Annotated in this window: 9 protein-coding genes and 1 tRNA gene; 2 read left to right on the top strand and 8 right to left on the bottom strand. The window is 64.8% G+C overall.

Annotation, left to right across the window (positions count from 1 at the left end):
- The first annotated feature begins 477 nt into the window (after window positions 1–477).
- A complete protein-coding gene (locus L6E10_RS12320; RefSeq protein WP_236219638.1) occupies window positions 478–1,344 on the top strand; it encodes a DUF3825 domain-containing protein in 867 nt (288 codons plus the stop codon).
- Between the two features lie 221 nt (window positions 1,345–1,565).
- Here L6E10_RS12320 and L6E10_RS12315 read toward each other — a convergent pair whose 3' ends face one another.
- Genes L6E10_RS12315 through L6E10_RS12295 form a run of 5 tightly spaced genes read right to left on the bottom strand, consistent with a single transcriptional unit; the run spans window position 1,566 to window position 20,189 of the window.
- Window positions 1,566–3,854 (bottom strand): UvrD-helicase domain-containing protein, encoded by a 2,289-nt coding sequence (locus L6E10_RS12315; RefSeq protein ID WP_236219637.1) that lies wholly within the window; start codon window positions 3,852–3,854, stop codon window positions 1,566–1,568.
- A complete protein-coding gene (locus L6E10_RS12310; RefSeq protein ID WP_236219636.1) occupies window positions 3,851–10,561 on the bottom strand; it encodes a DEAD/DEAH box helicase in 6,711 nt (2,236 codons plus the stop codon). The genes L6E10_RS12315 and L6E10_RS12310 overlap by 4 nt, the downstream gene beginning before the upstream one ends.
- Window positions 10,558–16,002: a class I SAM-dependent DNA methyltransferase gene (locus L6E10_RS12305; protein ID WP_236219635.1), complete on the bottom strand. Its 5,445-nt coding sequence runs from the start codon at window positions 16,000–16,002 to the stop codon at window positions 10,558–10,560. Before L6E10_RS12305 ends, L6E10_RS12310 begins: the two co-directional genes overlap by 4 nt.
- Window positions 15,999–19,007, bottom strand: a complete 3,009-nt coding sequence (locus tag L6E10_RS12300; protein WP_236219634.1) for a DEAD/DEAH box helicase — start codon at window positions 19,005–19,007, stop codon at window positions 15,999–16,001. The genes L6E10_RS12305 and L6E10_RS12300 overlap by 4 nt, the downstream gene beginning before the upstream one ends.
- Before the next feature lie 45 nt (window positions 19,008–19,052).
- Entirely contained in the window at window positions 19,053–20,189 is a 1,137-nt protein-coding gene (locus L6E10_RS12295; RefSeq protein WP_236219633.1) for a serine/threonine-protein kinase, read from the bottom strand.
- Between the two features lie 377 nt (window positions 20,190–20,566).
- Between L6E10_RS12295 and xerC the strand changes: the two genes are divergently transcribed.
- Window positions 20,567–21,739, top strand: a complete 1,173-nt coding sequence (gene xerC, locus L6E10_RS12290; protein ID WP_236219632.1) for a tyrosine recombinase XerC — start codon at window positions 20,567–20,569, stop codon at window positions 21,737–21,739.
- 82 nt (window positions 21,740–21,821) lie between these two features.
- Here xerC and L6E10_RS12285 read toward each other — a convergent pair.
- The 3 genes from L6E10_RS12285 to L6E10_RS12275 all read right to left on the bottom strand — a co-directional run bounded on the left by L6E10_RS12285 (window position 21,822) and on the right by L6E10_RS12275 (window position 23,810).
- Window positions 21,822–21,895 (bottom strand) — tRNA-Pro (locus L6E10_RS12285).
- A gap of 173 nt (window positions 21,896–22,068) precedes the next feature.
- The gene (locus tag L6E10_RS12280) at window positions 22,069–23,184 is read right to left on the bottom strand and encodes a sensor histidine kinase (protein ID WP_236219631.1); all 1,116 of its coding nucleotides are present in this window, start codon (window positions 23,182–23,184) and stop codon (window positions 22,069–22,071) included.
- Entirely contained in the window at window positions 23,178–23,810 is a 633-nt protein-coding gene (locus tag L6E10_RS12275) for a response regulator transcription factor (protein WP_236219630.1), read from the bottom strand. Before L6E10_RS12275 ends, L6E10_RS12280 begins: the two co-directional genes overlap by 7 nt.
- Window positions 23,811–23,833: the final 23 nt, after the last annotated feature.

Raw genomic sequence — 23,833 nt, 5'->3', positions numbered from 1 at the left:
CGTAACAGACATTGCCGCCGCGTAGCCCATTGATCGCCGGAGGGCTCGAAGAGGTTACACCAAGAATTCCCGCTTATGTGGAATAAGGTTCCCTAGCGGCAGCTCTCGCCGCTACTGCACGTGCGCCAAGCCGTGGGTCGGCAGCGGCCGGTGTCGCCGCCGCAGTAGCACAGATGAGCGCAGCCTGATTCGGTACTCGGCTGCGCACGTCCTTATACAGACCGTCCAGCAGCTCCCCAAGGCCGAGCTGAGCACCGCTCGCCACGCCCCGAGTACGGCAACGCGGAGAGCAACAAAGGCGGCCGACTGGTCAGTCGACCTCGCGTCGCTCAACCATCACAGAGCTGCCAGTAATCTCGTCCGTCGGCGCCCGTTCCTTCCAGAGCGCCAGTAACGCTTTGCCGCCATCGACGCGATCAGACGTCTATAGGAAGCGTGACTGCGCACGGCGACATGGCCGAGCACGAGAGGATTCAAATGACGCAGGTCGTGCAATCAGCACCACGGAGGCAGCCGTCAGCCCTCTTCGACTACGCCTACGTCGGCAAGCTACGGACCTCTCAGGAACGACAGGACGGCAGCGGCGATCCCGACTACCTCGACAAGATCGCTGACCTAGCCGCCAGCGAGGACTGGGACGGGATGGACTCGCGATACCCCGACGAGAAGCGAATTCTCCGCAACTACGTCGAGCACACGTTCGCTCGGATCAAGCAGCAGGACAAAATCACCGTCAGCGAGGACGCCGACTACAGCGCGTTCAACGTCGGACTCGCCACCACCCGTCAGGAGTCGATCTACGGCCTGTTCCGCCGCAACACCGGCGAGCGCCAACCGTGGCGGCTTCAGTCGTGGCTGGTCGAAAGCGACCGGCTGCTGCTCGACAAGTTCCCGGCACTGCCAGACTTCGCTACGTACACGGAGAATCCCGCCGACTACATCTTCGACTGGCGACGAGAGCTGAAGGTCAACATTCGCCACATCGTTGAGGACAACCTCACACGGTTCCCCAAAGAACTCCAGGATGCGCCGTACACCCTGGAGCTGCTGCTGAACGGAGCTGTAGAGGTCGCGAAGAAGCGAGTACGGCATAACTACAAGACCGCTGTCCCCTTTTGGTATCCGCAGCACCAACAGGTTCAGTTGCTGCTACCACTGGCATTGCGCGAACCAACGAAAGTCGATCTCGCCTTGGTGGTGTCGCGACGTGGTGAGCACTACCGAGGCGACACGGTCCTCACCACAGGGATGGCCTACAACAACGCCAGGCTGCTCGCACGGCCAGACGGCGACTGGCTTCATCCCGCCACGTCACCGGACGAGAACCCGACCACAGGTGAGTGAACCGGACGACCGAGAGACGCAAACCGCCGAGCCGCTCGTGAACCACATCCCTCAGGGCTGCCCGACGCTGCGACCTGCTCGCCCGATCCCAGTCCGCTGACATCCGCGTGGCCTTGCCCTCGCTGAACCGGGGGAACCTACCGGATGTTCCTGCGGAAGCACCGTCGAGGCATGGGCGGATCGGACGAGCTACCGGATGACGCACTCGTCGCCGCGGCGATCTACACCGGAAGATACGGACTCGGCTTGCCGTGCCAGCTGATCCGAAGGGTGTCGCGGGCACGGGTCGCAGCGACGAAGAGCAACGAGCGTGCTTTGCGTTCTTCTCGGGCGAAGCGCTGTTGATCTTCCTTCCGGTAGCGCTCGATCATGCCGGTACGAGGGATGACGCCGTCGCGGACGCCGACGATCGCCAACTTCTGGTACTCGAGTCCCTTGAACCGATGCATCGTGCCGACGTGGACTTCACCGTCGCCCTTGGGTCCGTCCTTGGTGAGTTCGGCGCAACTGATCTCGGCTTGTGTCGTGAGGTAGTGCATGACTTGGCTGACCATGTCCCTGTCCGCGACACAGATGGCCACGTTGCCGCGGGGATCGCGCCGAACTCCGTTGTCGCCTGTGGAGATCTCGGTGCGCCAACTCGTCAAGGTCGCGGCGAGCTGGCGCAGTTCGTCCTCCCAGGATTCGCAGGCCACGAGTTCAGGTGCCGGACCGTGTAGCACTGAGCGGTAGCCATCGAGGGTGTCGACACCGTCGTCGAGGTTGTCGTAGGAGACCTTCTGGGGGTCGACGACGCCAATGGCGCGGGCGAGGATCTCCCGTGTGGTGCGGTAGCTGAGGGTCAGTCGTGACGAACGGCCGCGGATGTTGATACCTACCGTGCCGAGGGTGACCTGGTGGTCGTAGATGCGCTGGTGAGTGTCGCCGGCGATGAACATGTCGTTGGGACTCTTCGGCACCATGGCACGCAACATCGTCCAGTGCGCGGCGCGGAGATCCTGAGCCTCGTCGACGACCACATGCCGGTAGCGGTGGCTGAGATAGCGCATGCCGGAACTGTCGTCAGGCTGGGTCTGGGCAGGGCCTTCGGCAGACTTGTTCTCTTGCCGTTCCTCAATTTTCGCGGCGCGCTCCATCTCGAAGCGGGCCGCTCGCTCCGCAGCCTGGCCCCAGGTTTCGATGCCTTCCTTGTCCAGGCGTGCGGTGAACTGCTCCAGCAGCTTCCAGATCTGGTTGCGTTCGGGGCGGGTGAGCGACCGGCCGCGGCCTGCGCGACGGGCTTCGAAGTACGCCTTGCGGGTGTTCAGTGACTGACCGAGAACGACCTGGTCCCATTCCTCCAGCAGGAACTCGGCGTCCCAGCGTTGGTCGTCGACCTCGGCGAGCACCTGGCGGAGGACGCCGAGCGCCACGGTGTCGTAGACACGTTGCTTGCCTGCGCCGACGCCGGCGTTCTCGCTGAGAACTCGCGCGGCGAGCTGATCGATGTGGGTGATTTCGACGCGGGCCAACAACTCGGGTTCCAGCAGCGAGGCGAGGCGTGCACGCAGGTCCGTGGTGAGATTCTTGGTGAACGTGGTCAACAGGATCGGCTTGCCTGAGCCCTGCGGCACCTGTTCAGCGAGGTGCTTCACCCGATGCAGGGCGACAATGGTCTTGCCGGTGCCCGGCCCGCCGGAGACTCGTGCCGGGCCGTTGTAGTGGCGAGCGACGAGCTTCGCCTGACTCGGGTGCAGGAAGACCTTCCACGTGCGGAAGTCACCCTCCTCGATCGCGGCCTTGAGGTCCTCGTCGACGGTAGTGACCGTGGTACGAGCAAGGGCCGCGCTCAGGTTCTCGGCATAGTCGTTGCCCAGTTCGACCTCGACCTGGGAGGTGATCTCCCGGCGAACCTCGTCCATGCTCATACCGGCAGCAAGCCCGTAGAGGACGTCCTTGGACAGCAGTGGCGCACCGGAGACCAGCTGGTCGAGCTCACCGCTGTCGGTGACTGCGAGGGCAAGATCGATCAGTTGGTCTGTGACACCGAGGCCGCGGAGGTCCTCAGCTGTGATGCCGGCGAGGAGCGGAGCGACGGCCCTGCTCGGCTTACTCGGCGTGGCGTGTGGAGCCTCGGGTTCCGGTTCGGCGGGCGTGAGCGTGACACCGGCGCGCTGCAACACGCTTTCGCCGACCACTGAGAGATCCACGAACTCGATCTCGCCGGTGATCCGGTTGACCGCGACGGAGAGCTCCTCGTACACGTGCTTGCGGTGCCGCACGGCGATGACGAGCCAGTTCTCCTGTCCCCTGTCGTCAATGCCCGTCTTGGCAAGCAGCGCCCGGTAGGACTGGTCGATCTTGGCTCGGAAGACCCGGCGATCGCCCTTGAGCGGTTTGAGATCGAGTCCAGGATGATCAGGGTTGTCACGGAAGAGATGGCAGAAGTCGTAGAACTTCGCCTTCACCGAGCGGTCGAGCTTGTACAGCTCCTGTTCGGCCTTCTGGTACAGGCTGAGCCGTGCGGTCATCGGGCGGCGGTACCTTCCGCGTCGGGGAGCAGTTCGAGAAGTGAGTCGAGGTGGTCGAGCCAGGCGTCCGCGGTGCGAGCCGTCCAGCCAGCCTCCGCGTACGCGTAATCGCGATTCCTCGCCTCCTCGTCGTGATCGTCGTCGGACTTGGCGACGACGGCGACGCGGACACGGGACTCCGCCCAGGCGAAGTCCGCCTGCCAGCGCGCCTCGCCGAGCTCGTGTCCGAAGATGGGTGCTCGCTTGCCGTGTGCGGCGAGCAGTCTGGCAAGCCTGGTGAGCGCTGACTCCGGTTCGTCCTCTTCAAGGATCGGCAGGATCTCGTCATCCCAGGACGCATCTCGCAGCAGCTGCGCAATGTCCTGCTCAGCAGCTGACAGCGAGTCGTCCGGTTCCGCTACCTTCCTCGGCCTCTTGAGCTCGACGAGGGAATCCAGCTCGCTCCCGCCACCGCAGACGGTGAGGATCTCGACAGGGAAGGCGGCAGCCCTGCTGGAGGCCAGCTGCACCCCGTCTCCACCCATACGGGAGAGGAACTGCAGCAGGTTCGACCAGTAGAGCCAGGAACGCCAGCGGAGCTTGTGCTCGTCAGTCTCCAGCACCTCGTCACTGTCATCGACGATCGCGATGGCGCTCCAGCGCACCGTGTCGGCAGAAGCCTCGTCGCTGAAGTCGACGGCCAGGACGATGGGCAGCCCACGCAGGTCAGTGCCACGCAATACGTGAACCGGCCCGTCCTCCCCAGCCATCCCGACCTCGTGCGAGGCAAGTTCAGCCCGCAGTGCCGCCATTGCACCCTCCCGATCGACCCCTTGGGCGATCGGGACCGCTGAGGTCGTCAGTCCTGCTACCAAAGCCTTGGCACGACGTGCCCACAGCCCGGCGTCGGGGCGCCGCAGATACGCGAGCAGGGAGCGGATCGGATCGACGAATACGGCGTCGGCCAGGTGGGCGCGGTGTTCGCCCAGTCCTTCGTAGACGTCCTTGGCCCGTTCCTGGGAGAGCCCCTGGTACGGGGGCCACACCGGTTCGGCCCGGTTGTTGCGGTTCTCGAACAGATCGAGGTCGTCCCAGGTGATCTGAAAAACGACCCGTCCATCGGCGCGGAGCTGGTTGCGTTTGTCGCAGTCATCCGCAAGCCGGTTGTACTTGCGGGTTGCGTGGTAGCGATAGCCGTCTAGGTAAACGGTCACGCTCTGCTTCGGACCGTCGACCCGTTCGAAGGTGAAGTCGGTGCGCGTGTAGTCCAGGTCCTGCTGGGTGGTCAATCGCCAGTTGATGACCCCGTTCGTGTCGGCGAACCGGAGGTAACCACTGGCCCGGCCGTCCTCGTCCAGCGTCGCCTTCTCGTCGGTGGTGACCCACCCTCGCAACGCGGCCAGGAAACGAGCCTCAAGGTCAGACTCCACCTGCCTGTCCAGACCGATCTGCCCGGTGTGCGGGAGCTTCTCGACTGCCCACGCATCGACAAGCGTCTCGCCGCGGTCGTCTACGGTGCCCAGCAGGTCGCTGAGAATCTCCAGGGCCTCGCGCCGAGAGACGATGTCCTGATAGCGCTCGTCGGTGTAGCGGTGCAGGCAACGGTGACAGGCAAGGCGGCCTTCGTCCTTGCACAGGCAGTCGAGCAACGTCCGCCGCGCATCGGCCAGCGTAGCTCTGAACGCGACCGGATCGGTGAGCCTGTGCAGATAACCCGTACCGCCGGGGAGCCGGTCGAAGAGAACGAGGAAGTAGCGCCGTTCCCCGGTCGCTGGGTCCGGCATCGACGCCACAGTGGTGTCCAGATGTTGTGGATCACCACCGAAGTGCTTGTCTACACCCAGCCGTAGCGCCGCGCGGAACGAGTGGACCTTCTCCTCGATGAGCACGGTCGCCGCGGGTAGCAGTACCCGTAGTGCCTCGGTCCGTAGCTGGTGCGCGAGCAACACCGGTACCTGAGGCACCGTGTCCGCGCGCTTTCCCCGCCGCAACGGGCACCAGGGCTGGTGGTGCTTGACCTTGGGGTTGCGCGCCGCGGACGAGTTCAGCGCATCCGTATCGTGGTCGAAGACCGGTTTGCCGTCGGCCGTCGCCGCGCCGCAACCGGTGCAGACGTGGAACGGGCTCAACCGGACGGGCTGCCCGGCGAGATCGTCCTCCAGGCTCCGATCGAAGCGCGCGAGGCCGACGTTGACGCGCCGGACCATCGCGTTCCGGCAGAAGTCGACACCGAAGGTCTGTGTTGCATGGCGCCACGACGTGTCCGGCTCGATCGCTTCGGTCGGGATGTCCACCGCGTCGATGACGGTATAGAACCGCCGATCACGGTCATCCTTGTCGTCACCAATCCGCGCATCCTCCCGCTTGCCACGGGAGGTGACGACGGCAGGCTCCACCACCTGATGCAGACACGAGCCGTCATCGGCGATGCGAGGGCTGCGGCAGCGTGGACACGGCGAGCGGTCCTCCACCGCGTTCTCGGTGCGCACGAAACCGCAGTCCTGGCAGAACCTCCACTGCTGCCACTGGCGGTGAGCCGTGGTGCCGATCTCCATGCCGGTGATCTCGTGTTTGTACCCGTTGACGTAGAACGTGTTGCCGGGCGCGAGCTCCGACAACGCGTACCGCCTAGGCCGGTCGTAAGAAGAGAGCTTGGACGTGAACCGATCCTTCCCCGTGACCGGATCCGCGCCCTCAGACCAGTACAACGTGGCGTTCAGCGTGGTCGCGGTGTCAATCAGGGCATAGTTCGGCAGCAGCCCGAGGTCGCACATGGCGTTCTGCGCAGGCGTCATGCCGTGCTGGAGCAAGCGTTTGCCGACCGCCCGCCGTTCGGCGTCGAGTTCGGCCCTCTGGTTGGCCTGGTCAGGATCCGACTCGTGCAGCTCCGCGTGCGCTTCGTCGATCATCTTCAGACGGGAGCGCAGAATGTCCTCGCTGCGCCGCCAGTCACGTTCAGCCTCCTCGGCCGCGCTTCGCAGCCCACGTATCGCATAGGCGCGCAGGTCGGCCTTGGCCTCGTCGTTGACCCCGGAAGGGAAGAGCGCCAAAAACCCCTCGACAAGTTGATCGCCCTGAGCGATGGCCACCTCGACCAGGTCAACGAGATAGCCGGATGGGCCGAACAAGGCGGGGGCCTGCAGCGGCAAGGCGCGCAACGGGACACCGTCGCTCCGGAGCAAACGGTCTCGTGATGCGAGGTCCAGCAGGTGAGCGAGGTACTGACGGCGCAGGATTTCGACCGCGGAGAGGTGACATCCGGGTGGCACGATCTGGCCGGCGATCATCTCCCTGGGCTGGTCCAAGAAGTACAGGGCCCGGCGACTGCGGTCGGGAATGGTCAACAGGAAGGCATTGCCGGTGCGGCGTCCAGCGCGGCCGACCTGCTGCGCGTAGTTGGCAGGGCGGCGCGGCAACGCTGCCAGCACGACGGCGGACAGATCGCCGATGTCGATACCCATCTCCAGCGTGGGCGTGCACGACAGCACGTTGGGATCCTTGAACCCGGTGCCATGCTTGAACGCCGCCTCAACCCGCTCACGCTCAGGACGGCTGAGCATGCCGGTGTGCTCGGCCGTGATCACCTGGTACGTGCCAGCACGCCGATACAAGCGCCGGTAGTAGTCGGCACGGTAGTCGCGATCCCGCTGGTGGACTCCCAGCTCCTCCGGCCGGTCTCCGGCGACAAGCCGACCGGTGCGGCAACGGTAGGAAGGACAAGGCTGGCCGTGCCACTGCTCCAGCAGTGCCGGATGCACCGTCTGCTCCCAAAAACACACTGGACAACGAACAAACGCGGTGTTCACTTCGTCGTCGGTCAACAACCGGATGTCGATGTTGCCCGGCTGAAGCCCGTAAATCCGCGCGGAGCTGTCATTGGGCGTGCCGACCGACAACAAGCTGGCACCGGCAAGCTCGGGCAGCAGCTGGCTCCAGAACTCCGGGACCTGTTCACGCGGCAGTTCCAGACACCGCTGCGCCCAACGCTCGTACCAAGACAACCGGCCTGTGGCGAAGTCGAACTCGCTGCCAGCCTTGGGCTGCCCCAGCAAGAACACCGGGGCGCCGATCCCCTTCGGAAACGCCCGCATGCCCGGCGGCCGACCACCCCAGACGTGATACCGGCTGGTACCTGCCTCCTGCAGATATCCCTTCAACCATCGGTGCTTGATCGCACCACGAGTCCGCAACCGCTCCAGGAAGATCCGCAGAAACGCCAGATATCTCGAATCCTCCTGCGCTTCGGGCACCACGCCACCACGTTCGAGCCCGACGTGGACAGTCTTGACGAGCTCCACAGCCGCAGCCGTGTCGGAGACACGAACCTGTGCAGCCGCGGTGCGCGTCAGCTCCAGGGTGCGGCCATTGCGCGACCGGAAACCGAACTCCATCAACGCTTCGAAGGCGAGCCGCTCGCCGATCAGTCGCCAGGTCTTCAGATCTCCGCCGCGACCCTGACCGGAGAGCAGCCGGTTCACTCCCTTGTGATCGTGCAGGTCGGTCGGCACGACCGCGCTCAAGGTCTTCGGATCGGTGGTCGCTGCGACAACGTCGGCGATCAGGTCGTTCAGTGCCGTCGGCCGATCCTCGGAAAGATGCTTCTTCAGCAGCGCACGCAGTGAGAACGTGTACGAACGGCTGGCAACGAACCCAGCCCGGTGCGCGGCATCCTGCACCGAGTCGTTGAACATCAGCGTCTTGTCCTCGGCCTGCTCCTCGTCGAGCTCGCCTCCGGTGAAGAGCTGGGTCACCGATGCCGCCGCGAGTGCCGCGGCACCAGTACCCAAGTACCGGATCGCATTGCGCTCGCCGCACGCCGGGCACCAGTCCTCGCCGGCCGCGGTGTTCGCGGTATCGCCGATGTTGACCAGAACAAAGGCCGAATCACGCGCCGTCAGACGCGGTTCACCAGTCGACTGGTCGTAGTCCTTCTGCGGATCAGGCACCCTCAGCCGGCGCTCAAGCCCATCGAGCACCAGCAGAATCCCACCCGTGCCATGGGCAAGTGCGCCCTTGTCCCTGATGGAACGAGCCGACACCGCCATCGGTGCAGCGCCGGAACCTTCACGCGCCTCACGATCAGTCGCCGCGATCAGGTTGCGAACCCTGATCTTGTCCTGACTGGTGGAGGCCCGCCGGATCTTGTAAGTGTCGAACTCCACGTCTTGATCGTCGCTCTCCGGGGAGAACACAGCCCAGCCAGAGCGCCCACAGTCGCGGCAGTAAACCGCAGGCAAGAACAGGTTCGCTGACTGACCGGACGTCGCCACCGTCACCGGAGCCGTACGGCCGTGGTTCGCGCCGTGCGCATCGTTGGTTCCGGCTGTGTCCCACCGGAACTCCGCCTTCGGCCACGGCACCACACCCCGCACGAGCCTGGACACCGAACGAGCCCACTGGTGTACCTCGACATGCGCGAACGGACGCGGCCGTTCCGGACTGGACTCGGGGTCACGCGCGATGGAGAGCAGCGCTACGAACCGGGCGAGAGCACCGGCCGCCACCTCTGGCTGCCGGGTGATCGCCTGCACCCATGACTGCGCGCCAGTACGCCACATCATGTCGAGAATCTCGGCGCCCGTCCGCACCGCGCCGTCCAGCGATCGCATGACGGCTGAGGTGAGCATGTGCTTCTTCAGGTTCGCGCCAAGCACGAACGGATCCAGGCCACGGGTGCCGGTGACTGCCTCGACCAGATCCGCCAACGCTTCCTCGCCCGTGGCCGGATCGGGCAACGCAGCAAGCTGCTCGGGCAACGGGAACGGGAGGACCGGATCGAAGTCGTGGACGGGGATGAACTCGTCCACCGACTGCCGGTTCTCGCCAATCACCGCGTCCGCGGTGAACTCGGTCCCGAAGACCTGCATGACCACCTCGAGCAGAGCGCTCGCGTCAGCATTGGCGCCGGAGCCCAAAGTCGCGGAAGTGGCCACCGGGCAGATGCGGCCGAGTGGCCGGGCAGGCTCAGGCTCCCCCACCGCGGCAGCCAGACGACGCAGCAGCATCGCCACATCGGTTCCCTGTGCGCCGTCGTAAGTGTGGAACTCGTCCACGACGACGTAGCGGATGTCCGCGTCGGTCCACAGCGGAGCGTCGTGGGAACGTTGCAGCAACAGGTCGAGCATCTTGTAGTTGGTGATGAGAATGTCGGGCGGCGAGATCCACATGTCCGAGCGCCGGGTATGGACCTTCTCGTACTTGGTTGCCGCTCGGTCGCCGATGTACAGACCCGCGTGCAGCCTGCTCAATGCCTTGTGCTCGACGAGCAGTCCGTTGAGACGTTGCGCCTGGTCTGTCGCGAGGGCGTTCATCGGGTACAGGAAGACCGCTTTGATCCCATCGCGGCCGGCGGCCTTCTCCCGCACGCAGTGATCGAGAATCGGGTACAGGAACGCCTCGGTCTTACCGGAGCCCGTGCCCGTGGTGATGACGGTCGGCTGCGGGGTTCGGCCAGCCGCTGAGCTCAGCCGGGCGAACGCCTCGGCCTGGTGGGCGTACGGCATCCAGCCGTCCTCGCGCTTCCAGTCCAGCAGCTCGCGCCAGCTGGGATCCGCGGTGGTGAAGGGTGTGCGGATGCGCAGGAACGGACCACGGAACATTCCGGAGGTCTCATCTCCGAGGAACCGGTGCAGCGACTCGCGGGCACCTTCATCGGTGAGGGCGTAGGTGGTCGACAGGTACTGCAGCAGGCTTTCCTTGAGTCCACGTGCTTCCAGAGTCGGCCTCACGACTGCGGCACCTCCTGCTTGACCGGGTCCCATTCGCCGCGCGCGACGGCGGCGTCGAGACGAGCCTGGAACACGGCGTGCGCTTCGCGCATCTCGGTTTCGCGATCAGCCTTGTAGAACGGAGCGGTGTAACCCTCCGGCACCGGGGCAGTGTCCGGAGCAGCCTGGTAGGCCTCGAACTGAGCCCAGGTCTCCTTTGACTGCCGCTGACCGATCGTGCGAGCGTTGCCAGCCAGCTTCCAGCCGTCGGCGTCGAACCACGTGACAGCCTCATACTTCTGCAGCACCGGGAAGCGCCCTCGATATGCGGCGATCAAGGCGTCCGCGCTCATCCCTAGCCACACGGCCACCAGAGCATCGATCTCGACCAACGCAGATCGGCGCGCTCGCTCGGACCGCAGCGGCGTCTCAGGCCTCCACTCCGGCGTGACGTCGTGGAGCGGTTGAAGGCCTGGCCACTTGTGTGCCCAGCGCTCGCCGTCTTGCCAACCAGGGTCGTACAGCTCTGCCCACAGGCGGGCATATGCCGACGTGAGGCAGTTCAGGCGCAGAGTGCGGAGCAGAAGCGCAACAGACAGCGGATGGCCTGAGGCCGGGGCGGGCATAGCCTTGGCCACCGAAGGGTGGAGATCGCTTCGACCAGTCGCTCGTAGGAAGTAGTCCAGAGGTAGAGAGGCAAAGAATCCTGCCAGTAGAACGGTGTCCCCGATCGTGTTTACTGCAAGGCTGCTCAAACCACCAACATGCGTGGTACCAGGTGGCACCAGGGCCGCATACAGTGCGCGCTCAGTGTTGGGCGCGATTTGGCGACGCCAGGCCAGCCGATAGAAAGCGGCGTACCGTCGCCGAGCTCTGGCCACGAGCAGTGCATCGATCTTGTCCGCATCGACCTCGTCCTCGCTGATGCCTTCAGCCAGAGCAACCCGGCTTCGTGCGCGAGAAATCGCCTTCTCGTCCATACGAAGACGTGCGAGCGCGCGATAGTCGACCCAACGATCCTGCGCTGCGAGGAAAGCCTGTGTTCTGCCCTGCACACGCACGTACTCGGTGTCAGGCACGAAGTCCGGCGAGAGGCTGACGAGGTCAGCTCCATACGGGTCGTTGCTGTTGGCGTCATACCGCTTGAACACAGGGGTGGCGACGCTCAGCTGCGTTCCCTTAAGGATCACCTTGCGCCACCGGTCAGGTTGGTACTCCTGTCCGGTGACAGCATCTCGCCGGTTGTAGTCGATCAGGCTTTCCTTCTTGGCGCCGCTTTCGTGATACCCAGAACTGATCTGTGGCGACATGGACCCCAGCCGGAGCGGATAGTCCGCAAGGGCTTCGATGGCCGACGCTTCCGCCTTGCTGACCGGGAACAGCAGACGTGCCTGTTCGACGGGCTGATCCTCCTTGTCAAGGAGACGCCGCCAGACAGAGAGTTGCTCCAGATCGACCGGTACCACACGGCTTGAGTGCGGACGCTCGTCGAAATCACCGTTGCGGTATCGAATTCCCGGCACCTCACCTGACCCATCGTGCTGGGCTGAGTGCCGCAGAGCATCCGTCGAGACCAGCCACGACAGGTGGTCGAACCTGATCTCTCCAGGTCGTCCGTAGATATGCACACCGAAGTGAGCAGTGTGACCAACTGGCTCAGGGAAAAATCGCTGGCCCGAGTTGACGAAGTCACCGTGAATCCGAAGGCGGCTGTAGGCAGCCGACCTGAGGACCCCCTCCTTGTCTCCAGTGAAGTGTGTGTCCGGATGAACAAGCCCCGTCGTCCCGACAGACGAAGCGTGCGCCCACACCTGTGACATGAACGCCCGGTACAGGTCAGGCTGAGTCCCCACCAGGAGCGGGTAGACCTGAGAGGAGCCGAACAACGCAACCTGCCCTGTCGTGTTGGTCAGCTCGCCAAGGAAGTACTCAAGTGTCTTCGGCGTCTCAAGGAGCTTTTCGCGCCTGCGCTCCTTTTCTGCAGTCGACGCCTTCTCTTGCAGCTCGAACCAAGGCTCGTGCTCAGCCAGGACAGCAGACTCGTTCCAGCGTGGGCGTACCCACGGCGGGTTGCCCACCTGAAGGTCGAAGCCTCCACCCTGGGCGAAGACGAGTGCGAACTCCAATTCCCAGTGAAGGAAGCCTTGCTGCGTAGAGATGTCCCGCACCGTGTGCAGCCACGGGAAGCGCTGTTCCGGATCCGCCAGATCCATCCCCATGTACGCCGGCAGGACCGCCTCGAAGTCCTTCAGCTCGTCAAGGTTGTTGAACTGACTGATGATCTCATCCTCGGACACGTCCCCCGTGCCCAGCATCGCTTCCAGGAAGTCCAGCCAGTCGTCGAGATCCTTCAACGGGATGGCATCCCGCAGAGGCACGGCCTTCGGCTTCACCTTGGGCTTCGACAGGCCTCTCTGTTTGATCTCCGTGGCCTCGACGATCAGGTCATCAGGCTTTGGCTCCATGTCACCGAGCGAAGTCTGTTCAGGCCCCAGGGCGAACAACGCGAAGCGCTCCTCAACCCGAGGCCAGGTCGTCACCGCGACAGGCGACTCACCGAGCAGGGCACTGACCGCCACGGTGTCCACCGCGACAACTTCCTCATACACCCCATCTGTTCCGTCAAGTAGCCCAGCTTTGTCAACGGGCCAGAACCACAGCGCGCACCAGGCGTCCATGACGGTCTTCAACCGCCAGTAGGGCGTGTCGACGGCGTTGAAGAGGTCCTCCAAGACCTTGACCTTCTCGACCGCATGTTCCGGCCGACGCAGGAAGTTGTACTCAGGATCAGCCGGATCGGCGCCCCAGACGTCGATCCGGCGCGCGATCGCCTGCTCGGAAATCTCCATCCGCTTGACGACGAGCGACCACAGGAACTCCACCCGCCTCGCGGCGTCGCGGAGTCTGGTGAACTGGGATTGCGGCTCGGGCACTGGCTCGCCGTTCTTGACCTTGGGCTCGCCGGTCTTCTTGTTTAGATGCGTCGTCTTGCGCTCCGGCCGCTGGAGGATCCCCCTCTTCCACCCGGCGAGTTGGTGCGCCTCACTGCCGGCGAGTTCCTTGGCCTCGGTTGCCCCCGCAACCGCCGCCCAGCCAGGACTCGGCAGCAGGAACTGGTGCACCGCGTCCTGCGGCAAGGGCTGCTCAACACCATCCTTCAAGAACGGCAAAGGAGTCGGAGCCAGGCCACCCTTGATCTTCAGCCACGCCTTCTCCGCCGAGGCGACGTCCTCCCCCGAATAGACCGCTCGTCGCCCACCGATGAGCGAGTTGCCACGACGCAGGTGCAAGCCGAACCAGGGTGCCCGCATGCCGGGATGCATCGTGTTGAGCCACAACGACACTTCGGCCAGCTCGACACCGGTCGCGTTCAGGTCCACGCCGTACGCGTTGTGCAACGCGATGTACGCCTTGGCCTTCTGCTTCTCGGTCAAGGCGTCCGCTGTCGGGATCGAGACTCCGAGTTCGTCCTGACGCCGCCGCAGGTATTCATCGGCGACCTGGTTGATCGCCTCGTTGAGGAAGGCCCCGGATCCGAGCGCGGGCTCGCAGATCTTGTACTTCAGCAGCTCCGCTGCCGGCGTCCTGATCGTGTTCCCGTCGGCGTCCCGCTCCTGGTCGAGCAGGTGCTTCAGCGCCAGTTCAACCGTGACCTTGGTGAGTGACTCCGGCGTGTAGTACGAGGCAGACGTCTCGCGGTCTCGCCCGGCAAGCCGATAGACGAAGCTACCTGCCGGGTAACGCTTCGGCCCTCGCAGACCCTTGCGGTTGTCGTGCTCGTTGTACTCGACGAGCGTGCTCGCCGGGTAGTCCATCTGCCGGTGCGCGGGGATGAGCCACGATCCCTTGTCCGGATCACCTCCCTTGGCGACCTCACACAGCTCCTCCTCGGCGATGATCCCGGTGTAGGACATCAAGCCCTCGTAGACGGCGCCGAGCTGGTTGATGCCCAAGTTTCGGTACGAGATGAACCCACCGCGGTCACCGCGCCGGGTGGCCTTCTTCATCGTCAGCAGCCGCAGCACCTCGTGCAGCGCGGAATTGCGCAGCCGCAGATCCAAAACGGCACCGCTGTCCTCAGCCGCACGAGGATCGTTGACGCTGCGCCCGATCAGCCGGATCGCCTTCGGCTCGAACAGTTCACTGCGCAGCGGCTCGAACCGAAGGCCGCGGTCTTCGCTTCGACGTGCAGCCTTCGACTTCCGGGTCGCCTCGTCGTCGCCCGGCAGGTCGTCGTCGGACTCGGTGCCATACGGACGGTGCCCGTCATTGACCTTGTCGAAGAGGACGTGCAGCGACTCGAAGAGGTGAAACCCGTTCCTGGCTTCCTCCTCGATGAGTTGCTCGTCGCGCTCGACGAGCTCACGCAGTCGGGCTACCGAGTAGCCGGCCTCGTAGGAACCGTCATCCGCAGGGAGGATGCCCAGCTCAGGCCGAGCTTCGGCGTATAGCAAGAACAGGATTCGATAGAGATAGCGCAGCGACTCGCGGGTGAGTTCCTTGGCGAACGGGATCCTGATGTCCTCGACTTGCCGGGGCTCAACGCCAGCCGCGTCCAACCGCGCCAGCACCTCGTTGGCAATGATCTCGACCGAACGCTGGAGACCTTCACGGAGCTCCCCGGAGACTCCGACCGCATTGTCCGTCGACGCTTTGAGGAGCGCGTCGATCTGTGGTCCCTTGCCGTCCTCTCCAGGAACCAGCATCTCGTGGCTGAAGAGGGCGGCGATGGTGGCCAGTTCACCGAGTTGCTTGCGGTCGTTGCGTTCCAGTGCCGCATCCAGATTCACGACGAGGAAACGTCCCTCGGCCCATGCCTGTCGGTCGGCGAGCACGATGACTCCGCCGCACAGCAGGATCACGAAGCGGGGCGGCGCGCCGCTGGCCTCGTTCAGCTCGCTCTGGAACAACCAGGTCGCAAGGGCCGGCCCTGTCTCGTACGCCTCGCTGGCGCCCACCCGCAACGGATGCAGCAGCCGTCCAGGGCCATCGGCGTCGAGAGCGGAGTCGTTGACCGCTGCCCAGCCGCATTCGATCGCAACGATCCCATCGCCGTGCCAGGCTGCCTCGACGACGTGTTCGCGTCCGGCTCGGTGGACCGTGAGCTGCGTGGGGCCTTCCGCGAAGCCGAGGGCATCGAGAACCTTCTGATGCCAGGCCCCCAGCCGCTTGACCCACTCCGGATTGTTGTGGGTGCGCAGTCGAGCGGAGACCTCGTCGTCGTCCGCTGCGTCCTGCTCCGCACTTTCGGCGAAGAAGGTTCGGACTCGCTCGGACAGGTAGTCGGCGCGGAGATCACGCAGCTTCTGCCGCGGCGTCCTGCGCTTGTCGTGCTCGTCGGTCTCACGCAGCGACCAGGTGGCGAGGAGCCCTTTCTTCAGATCCACGCCGAGCTGGTCGGCGAAGTAGTGCGCCGAGAAGTACTCGCCCCGGTTGGTGAAGGAGTCAAAGTCGGCGCTCATCGGGCGGTGCCTTCCGCGTCGGACAGCGGCTCGAGGACGGCGAGCAAGCGCAGCATCGGCGCCCCGGAGGTCTTCAATGACGCGATGAGCCCCTCGCGGCGACTGGCGGCGAGATTCACGCCTTGTTCTCCGGTCTTACCCGCTGCAAAGAGCACCGCCTGATCTCGCCACTCCTGCACGCGCCTGCTGTAAGGCTCGAGAACCCGGTCGATGCGCTGCGCGTACTCGTTCTCCCGCTGCACGAGGCACCGCTCGGCCTCATCGATTGCTTGCGGGACAAGGCGTTGCAGTCCATCCCTGTCCTGCGGTGTCGCGCGCCCAGGCATCCGCGGCCCCACTCCACAGAGCTCCAGGAATTCGGCATCCATGGGCACCACCCTGGGCGTGTCCGGCAGGCCGAGGACCGCCATCCACTCCACGACGGCCGGCCTGCCGAGAGCATTGGAGTAGATCCCCTGGACGAGGAACACCGGGCCTGTCAGGCGCTCGTGAGGCAAGTAAGCCAGGACGAACGCCTCGTCATAGCGGATCGAAGCGAGAGCTTTGTCCGTCACCCAGTCCAACACCGGGTGGACGTCTGACACGTAGCTGACGTTGGGCCAGAGCGTTTTCGATGAGTCGCGTGCTGCCTTGAGCCGCTTTTCCGCAAGCTGCTTGGAGAAGGTCATCAGCAGCCGGCCAGGCCTTGCCGAGGTCGGCAGAATGCCTTGCTCATCCAGATAGGACTTGGGCAGCGCCTTGAACCGGTACTGCAGATCGGCCGGTGGTTCGAAGGCGATGGTGCCGTCCTCGTCACGACGCAACGAGAGGTCGTCCTCTGGACGGGTCGGACAGATCTGGCGCAGTGCTTCGTCGAAGTACGCGGCCGTGGACTCGAACACTGAGGGGACCGTTGCGATCGCGACCTCTGCGTGGTCGGGGTCCGCGCCCACGTTCCCCAGCATGGTCGCGAGGAAACCTGCGCTGCCCTGCCGCGACTTTTTGATGGAGGTCTCGACGGTGCGGCCCGCGATCAGGTCCTTCGTCAGGCGGTCGTCCTCTTCCTTGGCCCGGTACAAGCCTGTGACGGCCTCGGCCGATCCCTCGATCTTGTGAGCCTCCTCCTCCCGCCGAAGGAGCTTGGCACCGACCAACCGGTCATCAAGCGAGAGAACCTCACCAGTCTCCTCATCCACACGCCACTGCACGTCGCTGGTAAGGACAAGAGCACGAAACTCGGGGGAACGTTCCTGCCCGTAGCGGTCGATGCGACCGTTGCGCTGCTCGATCCGGATCAACGACCAAGGCAGGTCGTAGTGAATGAGCTGGTTGCATTGCTGATGCAGGTTGACGCCTTCAGAGGCGACATCGTTGGTGACCAGGATCCGCACCGGATCGTCCCGCAGGCCGAACTTCTCCACGATCCTCTTCTGCTCGTCCTCACCGGTGGCCTCGCTGTGGATCACCTGCACGACGCCGCCGTAGGACAGCCACGGCTTGTTCTTGTCATCGCTCTTGCCCGCGGGGAATCCCAACTGTGCGGGCACGACCTCAGCGAGCCATTTCAACGTCGCAATGCGCTCGGAGAAGATCACGACGCGGGTAGTCGATTTGGGACCGACTCCCAGTTCGTTGAGCACCTCGACGAGCTTTGTCAGCTTCGCGGAGTCGGCGTCCTCGATTCGAGAGGCGAGCCGGTCGAGGTCCAGCAGCGCCGACCGCTCGATCTCGCTCGTAGCCTTGGCACTGGCCAACGTGCGCAGTCGCGTCCCGATGGTCTCCCGCAATGCCTTATGGGAAGACAGGAACGCCTTGAACAGCGTGTACGGGAAGAGCTGATGATCGCTGACCGAGCCTGCTGCACGGTCGCGCGGGATCCACCGGGAAGCAAGCTCCTCGAAGATTGCCTCTTCCTTGTCCGTTGCCTTGGCTTCCACCGGCAAGGACGGTCCCCTGTCGGCCCAAGCCCCCTTGAGGGAGTCACGCACTTCCCGTGAAGTCTTCGTCCTCCGAATGTAGAGGTGCTCGAGGTTCTTCACGTCGTAGTTCGACGGGTTCGCGATCGCGGCCTCGTCGAGCAGCTTGATCAGCTCGGCGAAAGACTCGGCGTTGCCGTTGTGCGGGGTTGCGGATGCGAGGATCAGGGCATCGGTACGGCGGGCGAGCAGCTGGGCGAGCGCGTTGTTGCGGGTACCGCGGTTGACCAGGTTGTGCGACTCGTCGATGACGACAGCGTCCCAGTCGGTGTTGCCGAGGTGGTGCGCGTAGACGTCGCTCTTGAGCGTGTCGACCGAGATGATGGCGCGTTTGAAGTAGGCGAACGGGTTGCGGCCCGCCGGAATGTCCTGCTGGATCCGCTGGATGCCGGTCGAGTCCAGCCGCACCAGCGGAATGGAGAAACGGGTCCACAGCTCGCGCTGGAACTGCTCCAGGACGTGTGCCGGCGTCACCACGAGGATCCGTTCACCACGGCCACGACGAATGAGCTCGGCGAGCAGAAGTCCGATCTCCAAGGTCTTGCCAAGGCCCACCACGTCCGCGATGAGAATGCGCGGCTGCGGGTTCTGCATCGACAGCGCGAGCTCGGCGGGACGCAGCTGATGGGTCTGCTTGTCCATGAGGAAGCTGTCGGCGAGGGCGAGACCGTGCTCTGTCTGAGGCAAGGCGGTCTTGCGGATCGCCGCCTCCAGGTAGAGACGCGCCCGGCGATGATTCGGAGAGTCGTCAGCCACCAGCCGGGTCTTCCGAGGGTCGAGCACTTCGATGCCGGCGCGCTTCTCGAGCTCCTCGAGTTTCTCGTAGAAGACCGCGTCAGTTCCGCGGACGAACGGGGAGACGCCGGTAACTTCCAGCATCCAGCCGTCGTGGCGAGTACTGCTGACTTTCCTCACCAACCACTGCTCGTCACGAATACGCACCTGGGCGCCAGGCGCGTACCTCGCCGCGTGCTCAGGCATCTCCTGCGCCATTTCGACCTCAAGGGCGCCGACGTCCTGGCCGTCTTCCCGCCCGACGTTCGCGGTCAAGCGCACTCCATTCATGAACTCGTTCGTCCAACCCTGCAGAACTGACTACAACCCAGGTTGCGTTGCGTACTGTTTCCGCAGCTCCTCGGCCACTCGCTGCGAAGCAGGCGCCCGTCCGCGGCGCATGCCAGCCTGAGGGGGTGTGGCGGCCTGGTCGACTTCATTGGGCACCTCGTTCGCCGAGGCATCCGCGGACGCATCGGGCAGACCGTCAAGAGGGCTGTCCAGCGCCATTTCGCCGCCAAGGGGGACAGCCTGTGCTTCGAGTTGGTCCAGCAGCGAAGGCGGTGGAGGTGATACAGCTATCGCTGACGAACTCCCAACCGTGCGGTCGATCAATGCGTGCCGGGCGCTCACTGGCGACAAACTGTTGTCGGACATCAGCTTCGTACACTCGGCTGTCACCGTCTCGAGAGAAGGACGATCGGCCGGATCGTGCGCGAGCATCGATGAGATCAGCGGAAGCAGAGCGTCCGGGAGGCCGCCCAGGTCAGGGTGCTGGCGGGGGTCGGCGACCTGTCCGACGATGGCTTCCCATCGGCCGCCTTCGTAGGGGTAGTGCCCTGTCGCCGCGTACAGCAGAACGGTCCCCAGTCCATACACGTCCGCAGCTGGAGTGACCTGCGGGTGGCCCATCGCCTGCTCAGGTGGCATGCAGCGGACTGTGCCGATGATCATTCCGCTGTGTGAGAGGGTGTCCTTCGCCGCGTCAAGGAAGGCGCCGAGGCCGAAGTCGATCAGGATCGGACCGTAGCCGCCCATGATCACGTTCTGTGGCTTGAGGTCTCGGTGCAAGAGCCCTGTGGCATGTACTGCTGCCAAGCCTTCGGCCAGAAGCGCACCAAGACTTGCGACGAGCGGCGCAGGCAACGGGCCATGCGCTTCGACGTGAACGAACAAGGTGCTTCCCGGCACGTACTCCATCGCCAGCCAGGGGCGATCAGCATAGGGATCCGCGTCGAGGAACCTCGCAACCCTGTTCGTCCCGATGACGGTCCGGGCGATCAAAGCTTCCTTTTCGAACCGTGCGCGGGTGACCGGATCCAGCCGATCGCTGCGGATCAGCTTCACCGCAACGGGATCGCCAGCGGGCGAGTAGGCGAGGTACACCTCGCCCATGCCTCCGGAGCCAAGCTCGCGCTCCACCACGTAGCGGTCGATCAGCGCGGGCACATCACTCATGGCCTACTTGTCGCCCTCTCGTATCCACCCGTTACCGCACGCACTCTAGCTGTAAGAGCCACACCCTACTCGGTAAATCGCAACAAGCAGCACGGGAGTAGGAGCAAACTAGTCAAAAACGTGACACCAGGAGCGTCGCAATAAATCAATTCTCACAGCGATCACCTGCAGTAAACTGCGCCCGTTGTATCTCACGCGCCTTCCGCGCGAAGATGCGTGCTTTTACTCCGTAAACGGAACCGGTTGTCACAGTCACAAGTGCCATCGGCCTGACCAGCATGGATACAGTCTGTGGTCGCGCTGTGGTCGCATTCGGCACATGCTCCGATCCTGGACTGCTCGCAGGGAGCAGCTCGAAGGAACCGGAGAGTTTCGTCATGAGGAACCCGAACCGCGGGCGCGTTTACCGCCGTTGCGCCTGCCGTGGCGCCGACGGTCGCCAACTCGGCGCTCGCTGCCCGAAGCTGACGAACCGCAAGCACGGATCCTGGACCTACGCAGTTGACCTGCCGACGCTCGACGGCAAGCGGAGGACACGACGCCGGGGCGGCTTCGCGACCAAGGCAGACGCTCAAGCGGCGCTGGGCAAGATGCTGGAATGCGAGCGCACCGGCATCGTCATCGACGACCACCAAACGGTCGCTGCCTACCTCGAGAGTTGGTTGCGCGCCAAGGCGTTGACGCTCAAGCCGACCACGATGGCGAACTACCACGCGTACGTTCATAAGGATCTGATCCCGCACATCGGGTTGATCAGACTCGAAGATCTATCCCACCAGCACGTCGTGCTCTACGTCCGCAACCAGCTGGAGGCCGGCCGCGGGCACACGACTCTACGTCGTTGCCTCGCAACTCTGTCCAGCGCGCTCGGCGACGCCGTGCGACAACACCGCCTGCCGTACAACGCGGCCAGGTATGTCTCGGTCACCCGACCTACGAAGTACGAGCCGGTGTGCTGGTCACCCACTGAGGCCGCGACGTTCCTCAAACACTGCGCTGACCACAACGAACCGTTGACCAACCTATTCGAATTGATCATCGGTACTGGCATGCGCAGAGGCGAGGCGCTCGCCCTGCACTGGTCTGACGTCCACCTCGACGAGCGCGTGCTCTTCGTCCGCTACACGCTGTCCAACATCAACAACTCCACGCCGGTCTTCACCGCGCCGAAGACCAAGAGCAGCCTTGCTTGGATCGGCCTCTCCGACAGAGTTGCTGCCGCGCTCAAGGATCAAGCGAGCCGACAGCCCGAACGCGCGCTCGTGTTCACACGACGCGGAGGCCAACCGCTCCGACCCGAGTACGTCTTGCGCCGCTTCCGCCAACTCGCCGAACAGGCGAAACTGCCGCGGATCCGTGTCCACGACCTGCGGCACTTCGCCGCAACCACGATGCTCAGCTCGCAAGTTCCGCTGGCCATGGCATCGAAGACGCTGCGCCACTCGACCTTGTCGACAACAACGGAGATCTACGGTCACCTGCTCCGCCATGTCGCACTCGATGCGGTGAAGGCAATCGAAACGGCCCTGAAAGAAGCCGAAGCGGCATAGCGCGACCACTTTGCGACCACAACCGGGCAAAAACGACACCAGCGGGTCTACCTCGAAAGGTAAACCCGCTGGTCATTGGCCGTCGGGACGACAGGATTTGAACCTGCGACCCCTTGACCCCCAGTCAAGTGCGCTACCAAACTGCGCCACGTCCCGGCCACACTCCCGGTTTCCCGGCGTGCATGGGAAATCCTACAACACCCTGCACAGAGATCAAAAACGGCCCCCACCACAGGCCGTGAGCTGCGGAAATACGGCAGGGACCCGAAGCTCGGGTCCCTGCGCCCCTCGGTCCGACCGATCCCCCGATCCTCGACCGACACCCTGAACTATGCGGTGGCGGCGTCGCGGGCGCCACCGCCGAAAGTCGAGTCTTGTACGTCAACCTTCGACTTACCGGGTGGTAGGACGGCGCTGACGCTGAAGCCGCCGTCGGCGCGGTAGGAGGTGGTCAGGGTGCCGCCGGCCAGACGGACTCGCTCGGACAGGCCGTGCAGGCCCGCGCCTCCGCCATCACCCGGCGAAGATGAATCTCCTGGGCCGTTCACCACCGAGACCCGGACGGGTGAGCCGCGGGTCACGGTCACGGTCACGGAGGCGCCCGGGGCGTGTTTCGTCACGTTGGTCAGGGCTTCCTGGACCACTCGGAACAGGGCGCGTGACACTGCCGGCGACAGAGGTGCGTCGCCTGATTCGGAGAGGGTCACGGACACGCCTGCCACGCGGGCTCGGTCTACCAGCTCTTGCAGGGACGGGTAGGTGGTGTCGGAATTCAACAGGCCGAGGGCGGCTCGCATCTCGGCGAGTGATTCTTTTGCCAGGGAACGCAAGCGCAGCGCGGTCTCGCGGACGGTGTCGTCCGGGGCTGTGGCGGCCAGGGCGGCTGACTCGACTGCTATCAGGGTGGCGTGGTGGCCTACTGCGTCGTGGATCTCGCGGGCTATCCGGGCTCGTTCCGCGGCTCGGGCGGAGGTTTCCCGAGCCTCCAGTTCCGCGGCTCGGGCTCTGCGGGTTTCGTACAGGGACCTGGTCAGTTCCTTGCGGGTGGTGACGAGGGCGCCGAGGACCGTGGGGGCGGCTGCCAGGCCGAAGGCGAAGGCTGCGACCAGGAGCAGCGGGCCTGGAGGGATGGACTCGGTCAGGAGCACCGGTGCTGTCGAGGCGACGGTCATCGCGATCATCCAGAAGACCTGGCGCGGGAGGGACTTCTCCTTGCGGCCCAGGCGGAACTGGGCGACGAGTGCCGGTGCCCAGCCGAGGCCACCTGCTACGGCCGGGATGCAGATCAGGGAGGCGAGCCACGGCCAGCGCAGGCGTACGGAGAGCAGCAGTGAGGCGATGACGGCCGTCCACAGTGACCACGGGAACGGGCGGTCCTGGGTCAGGAGGACCACTCCCGTGGTGATGCCCACGGTGAGGACCTCGCGCAGGACTGCCTTCACCACGCACCGACCTGGTGGGCGACGAGGGCCGCCTGCACCCGGTTCTCCACTCCCAGTTTGGTGAGGACGGTGGAGACGTAGCTCTTCACCGTCGCCTCGGACAGGCAGAGCTGCTCGGCGATCGAGTGGTTCGAGCGGCCGCTTGCTACCAGTTCGAGCACCTGGCGTTCGCGTGCGGACAGCGAGTCCAGCTGGCGGTTGGCACGGAAGCCCCTCAGGCGGGGAAGCAGGCGGGCGGTGATGCGCGGGTCCAGGACGGCGCCGCCCGCGGCGAGGTCCACCACGGCGCGGACGAGGGCCTCGGGTTCGGCGTCCTTGAGCAGGAAGCCCTGGGCGCCCAGGTCGAGGGCGGTCGCCACGTAGTCGTCGAGGTCGAACGTGGTCAGCACGGCGATGGCGGGCGGCGTGGCCCACGTGCGCAGGCGGCGCACGGCCTCCAGGCCGTCGACGCCGGGCATCTGGACGTCGACCAGCACGACGTCCGGCAGGTGGGCCAGGACGACCTCGACCAGTTCGGCGCCGTCGGCCGCCTCGCCGACCACCTCCACCCGGCCGTCGGCCTCGAGGAGGACTTTCAGGCCCCGCCGCAGCAGGGCCTCGTCGTCGGCTAGCGCCACTCGTACGGCCACCGACCCAACCAACCGCACCCCGT

It is taken from the genome of Lentzea sp. CC55 (genome assembly GCF_021056325.1).
GTDB lineage: Bacteria > Actinomycetota > Actinomycetes > Mycobacteriales > Pseudonocardiaceae > Lentzea > Lentzea jiangxiensis.
The sequence above is the reverse complement of the archived record's forward strand: the minus strand, read 5'-3'. Positions and strand labels throughout refer to the sequence as shown.

What these genes read in the sequence shown, in the direction of transcription:
- xerC (WP_236219632.1), top strand. Translation starts at nt 20,567, where the DNA reads ATGAGGAACCCGAACCGCGGGCGCGTTTACCGCCGTTGCGCCTGCCGT.
- L6E10_RS12295 (WP_236219633.1), bottom strand. Translation starts at nt 20,189, where the DNA reads ATGAGTGATGTGCCCGCGCTGATCGACCGCTACGTGGTGGAGCGCGAG.
- L6E10_RS12320 (WP_236219638.1), top strand. Translation starts at nt 478, where the DNA reads ATGACGCAGGTCGTGCAATCAGCACCACGGAGGCAGCCGTCAGCCCTC.
- L6E10_RS12305 (WP_236219635.1), bottom strand. Translation starts at nt 16,002, where the DNA reads ATGAGCGCCGACTTTGACTCCTTCACCAACCGGGGCGAGTACTTCTCG.
- L6E10_RS12315 (WP_236219637.1), bottom strand. Translation starts at nt 3,854, where the DNA reads ATGACCGCACGGCTCAGCCTGTACCAGAAGGCCGAACAGGAGCTGTAC.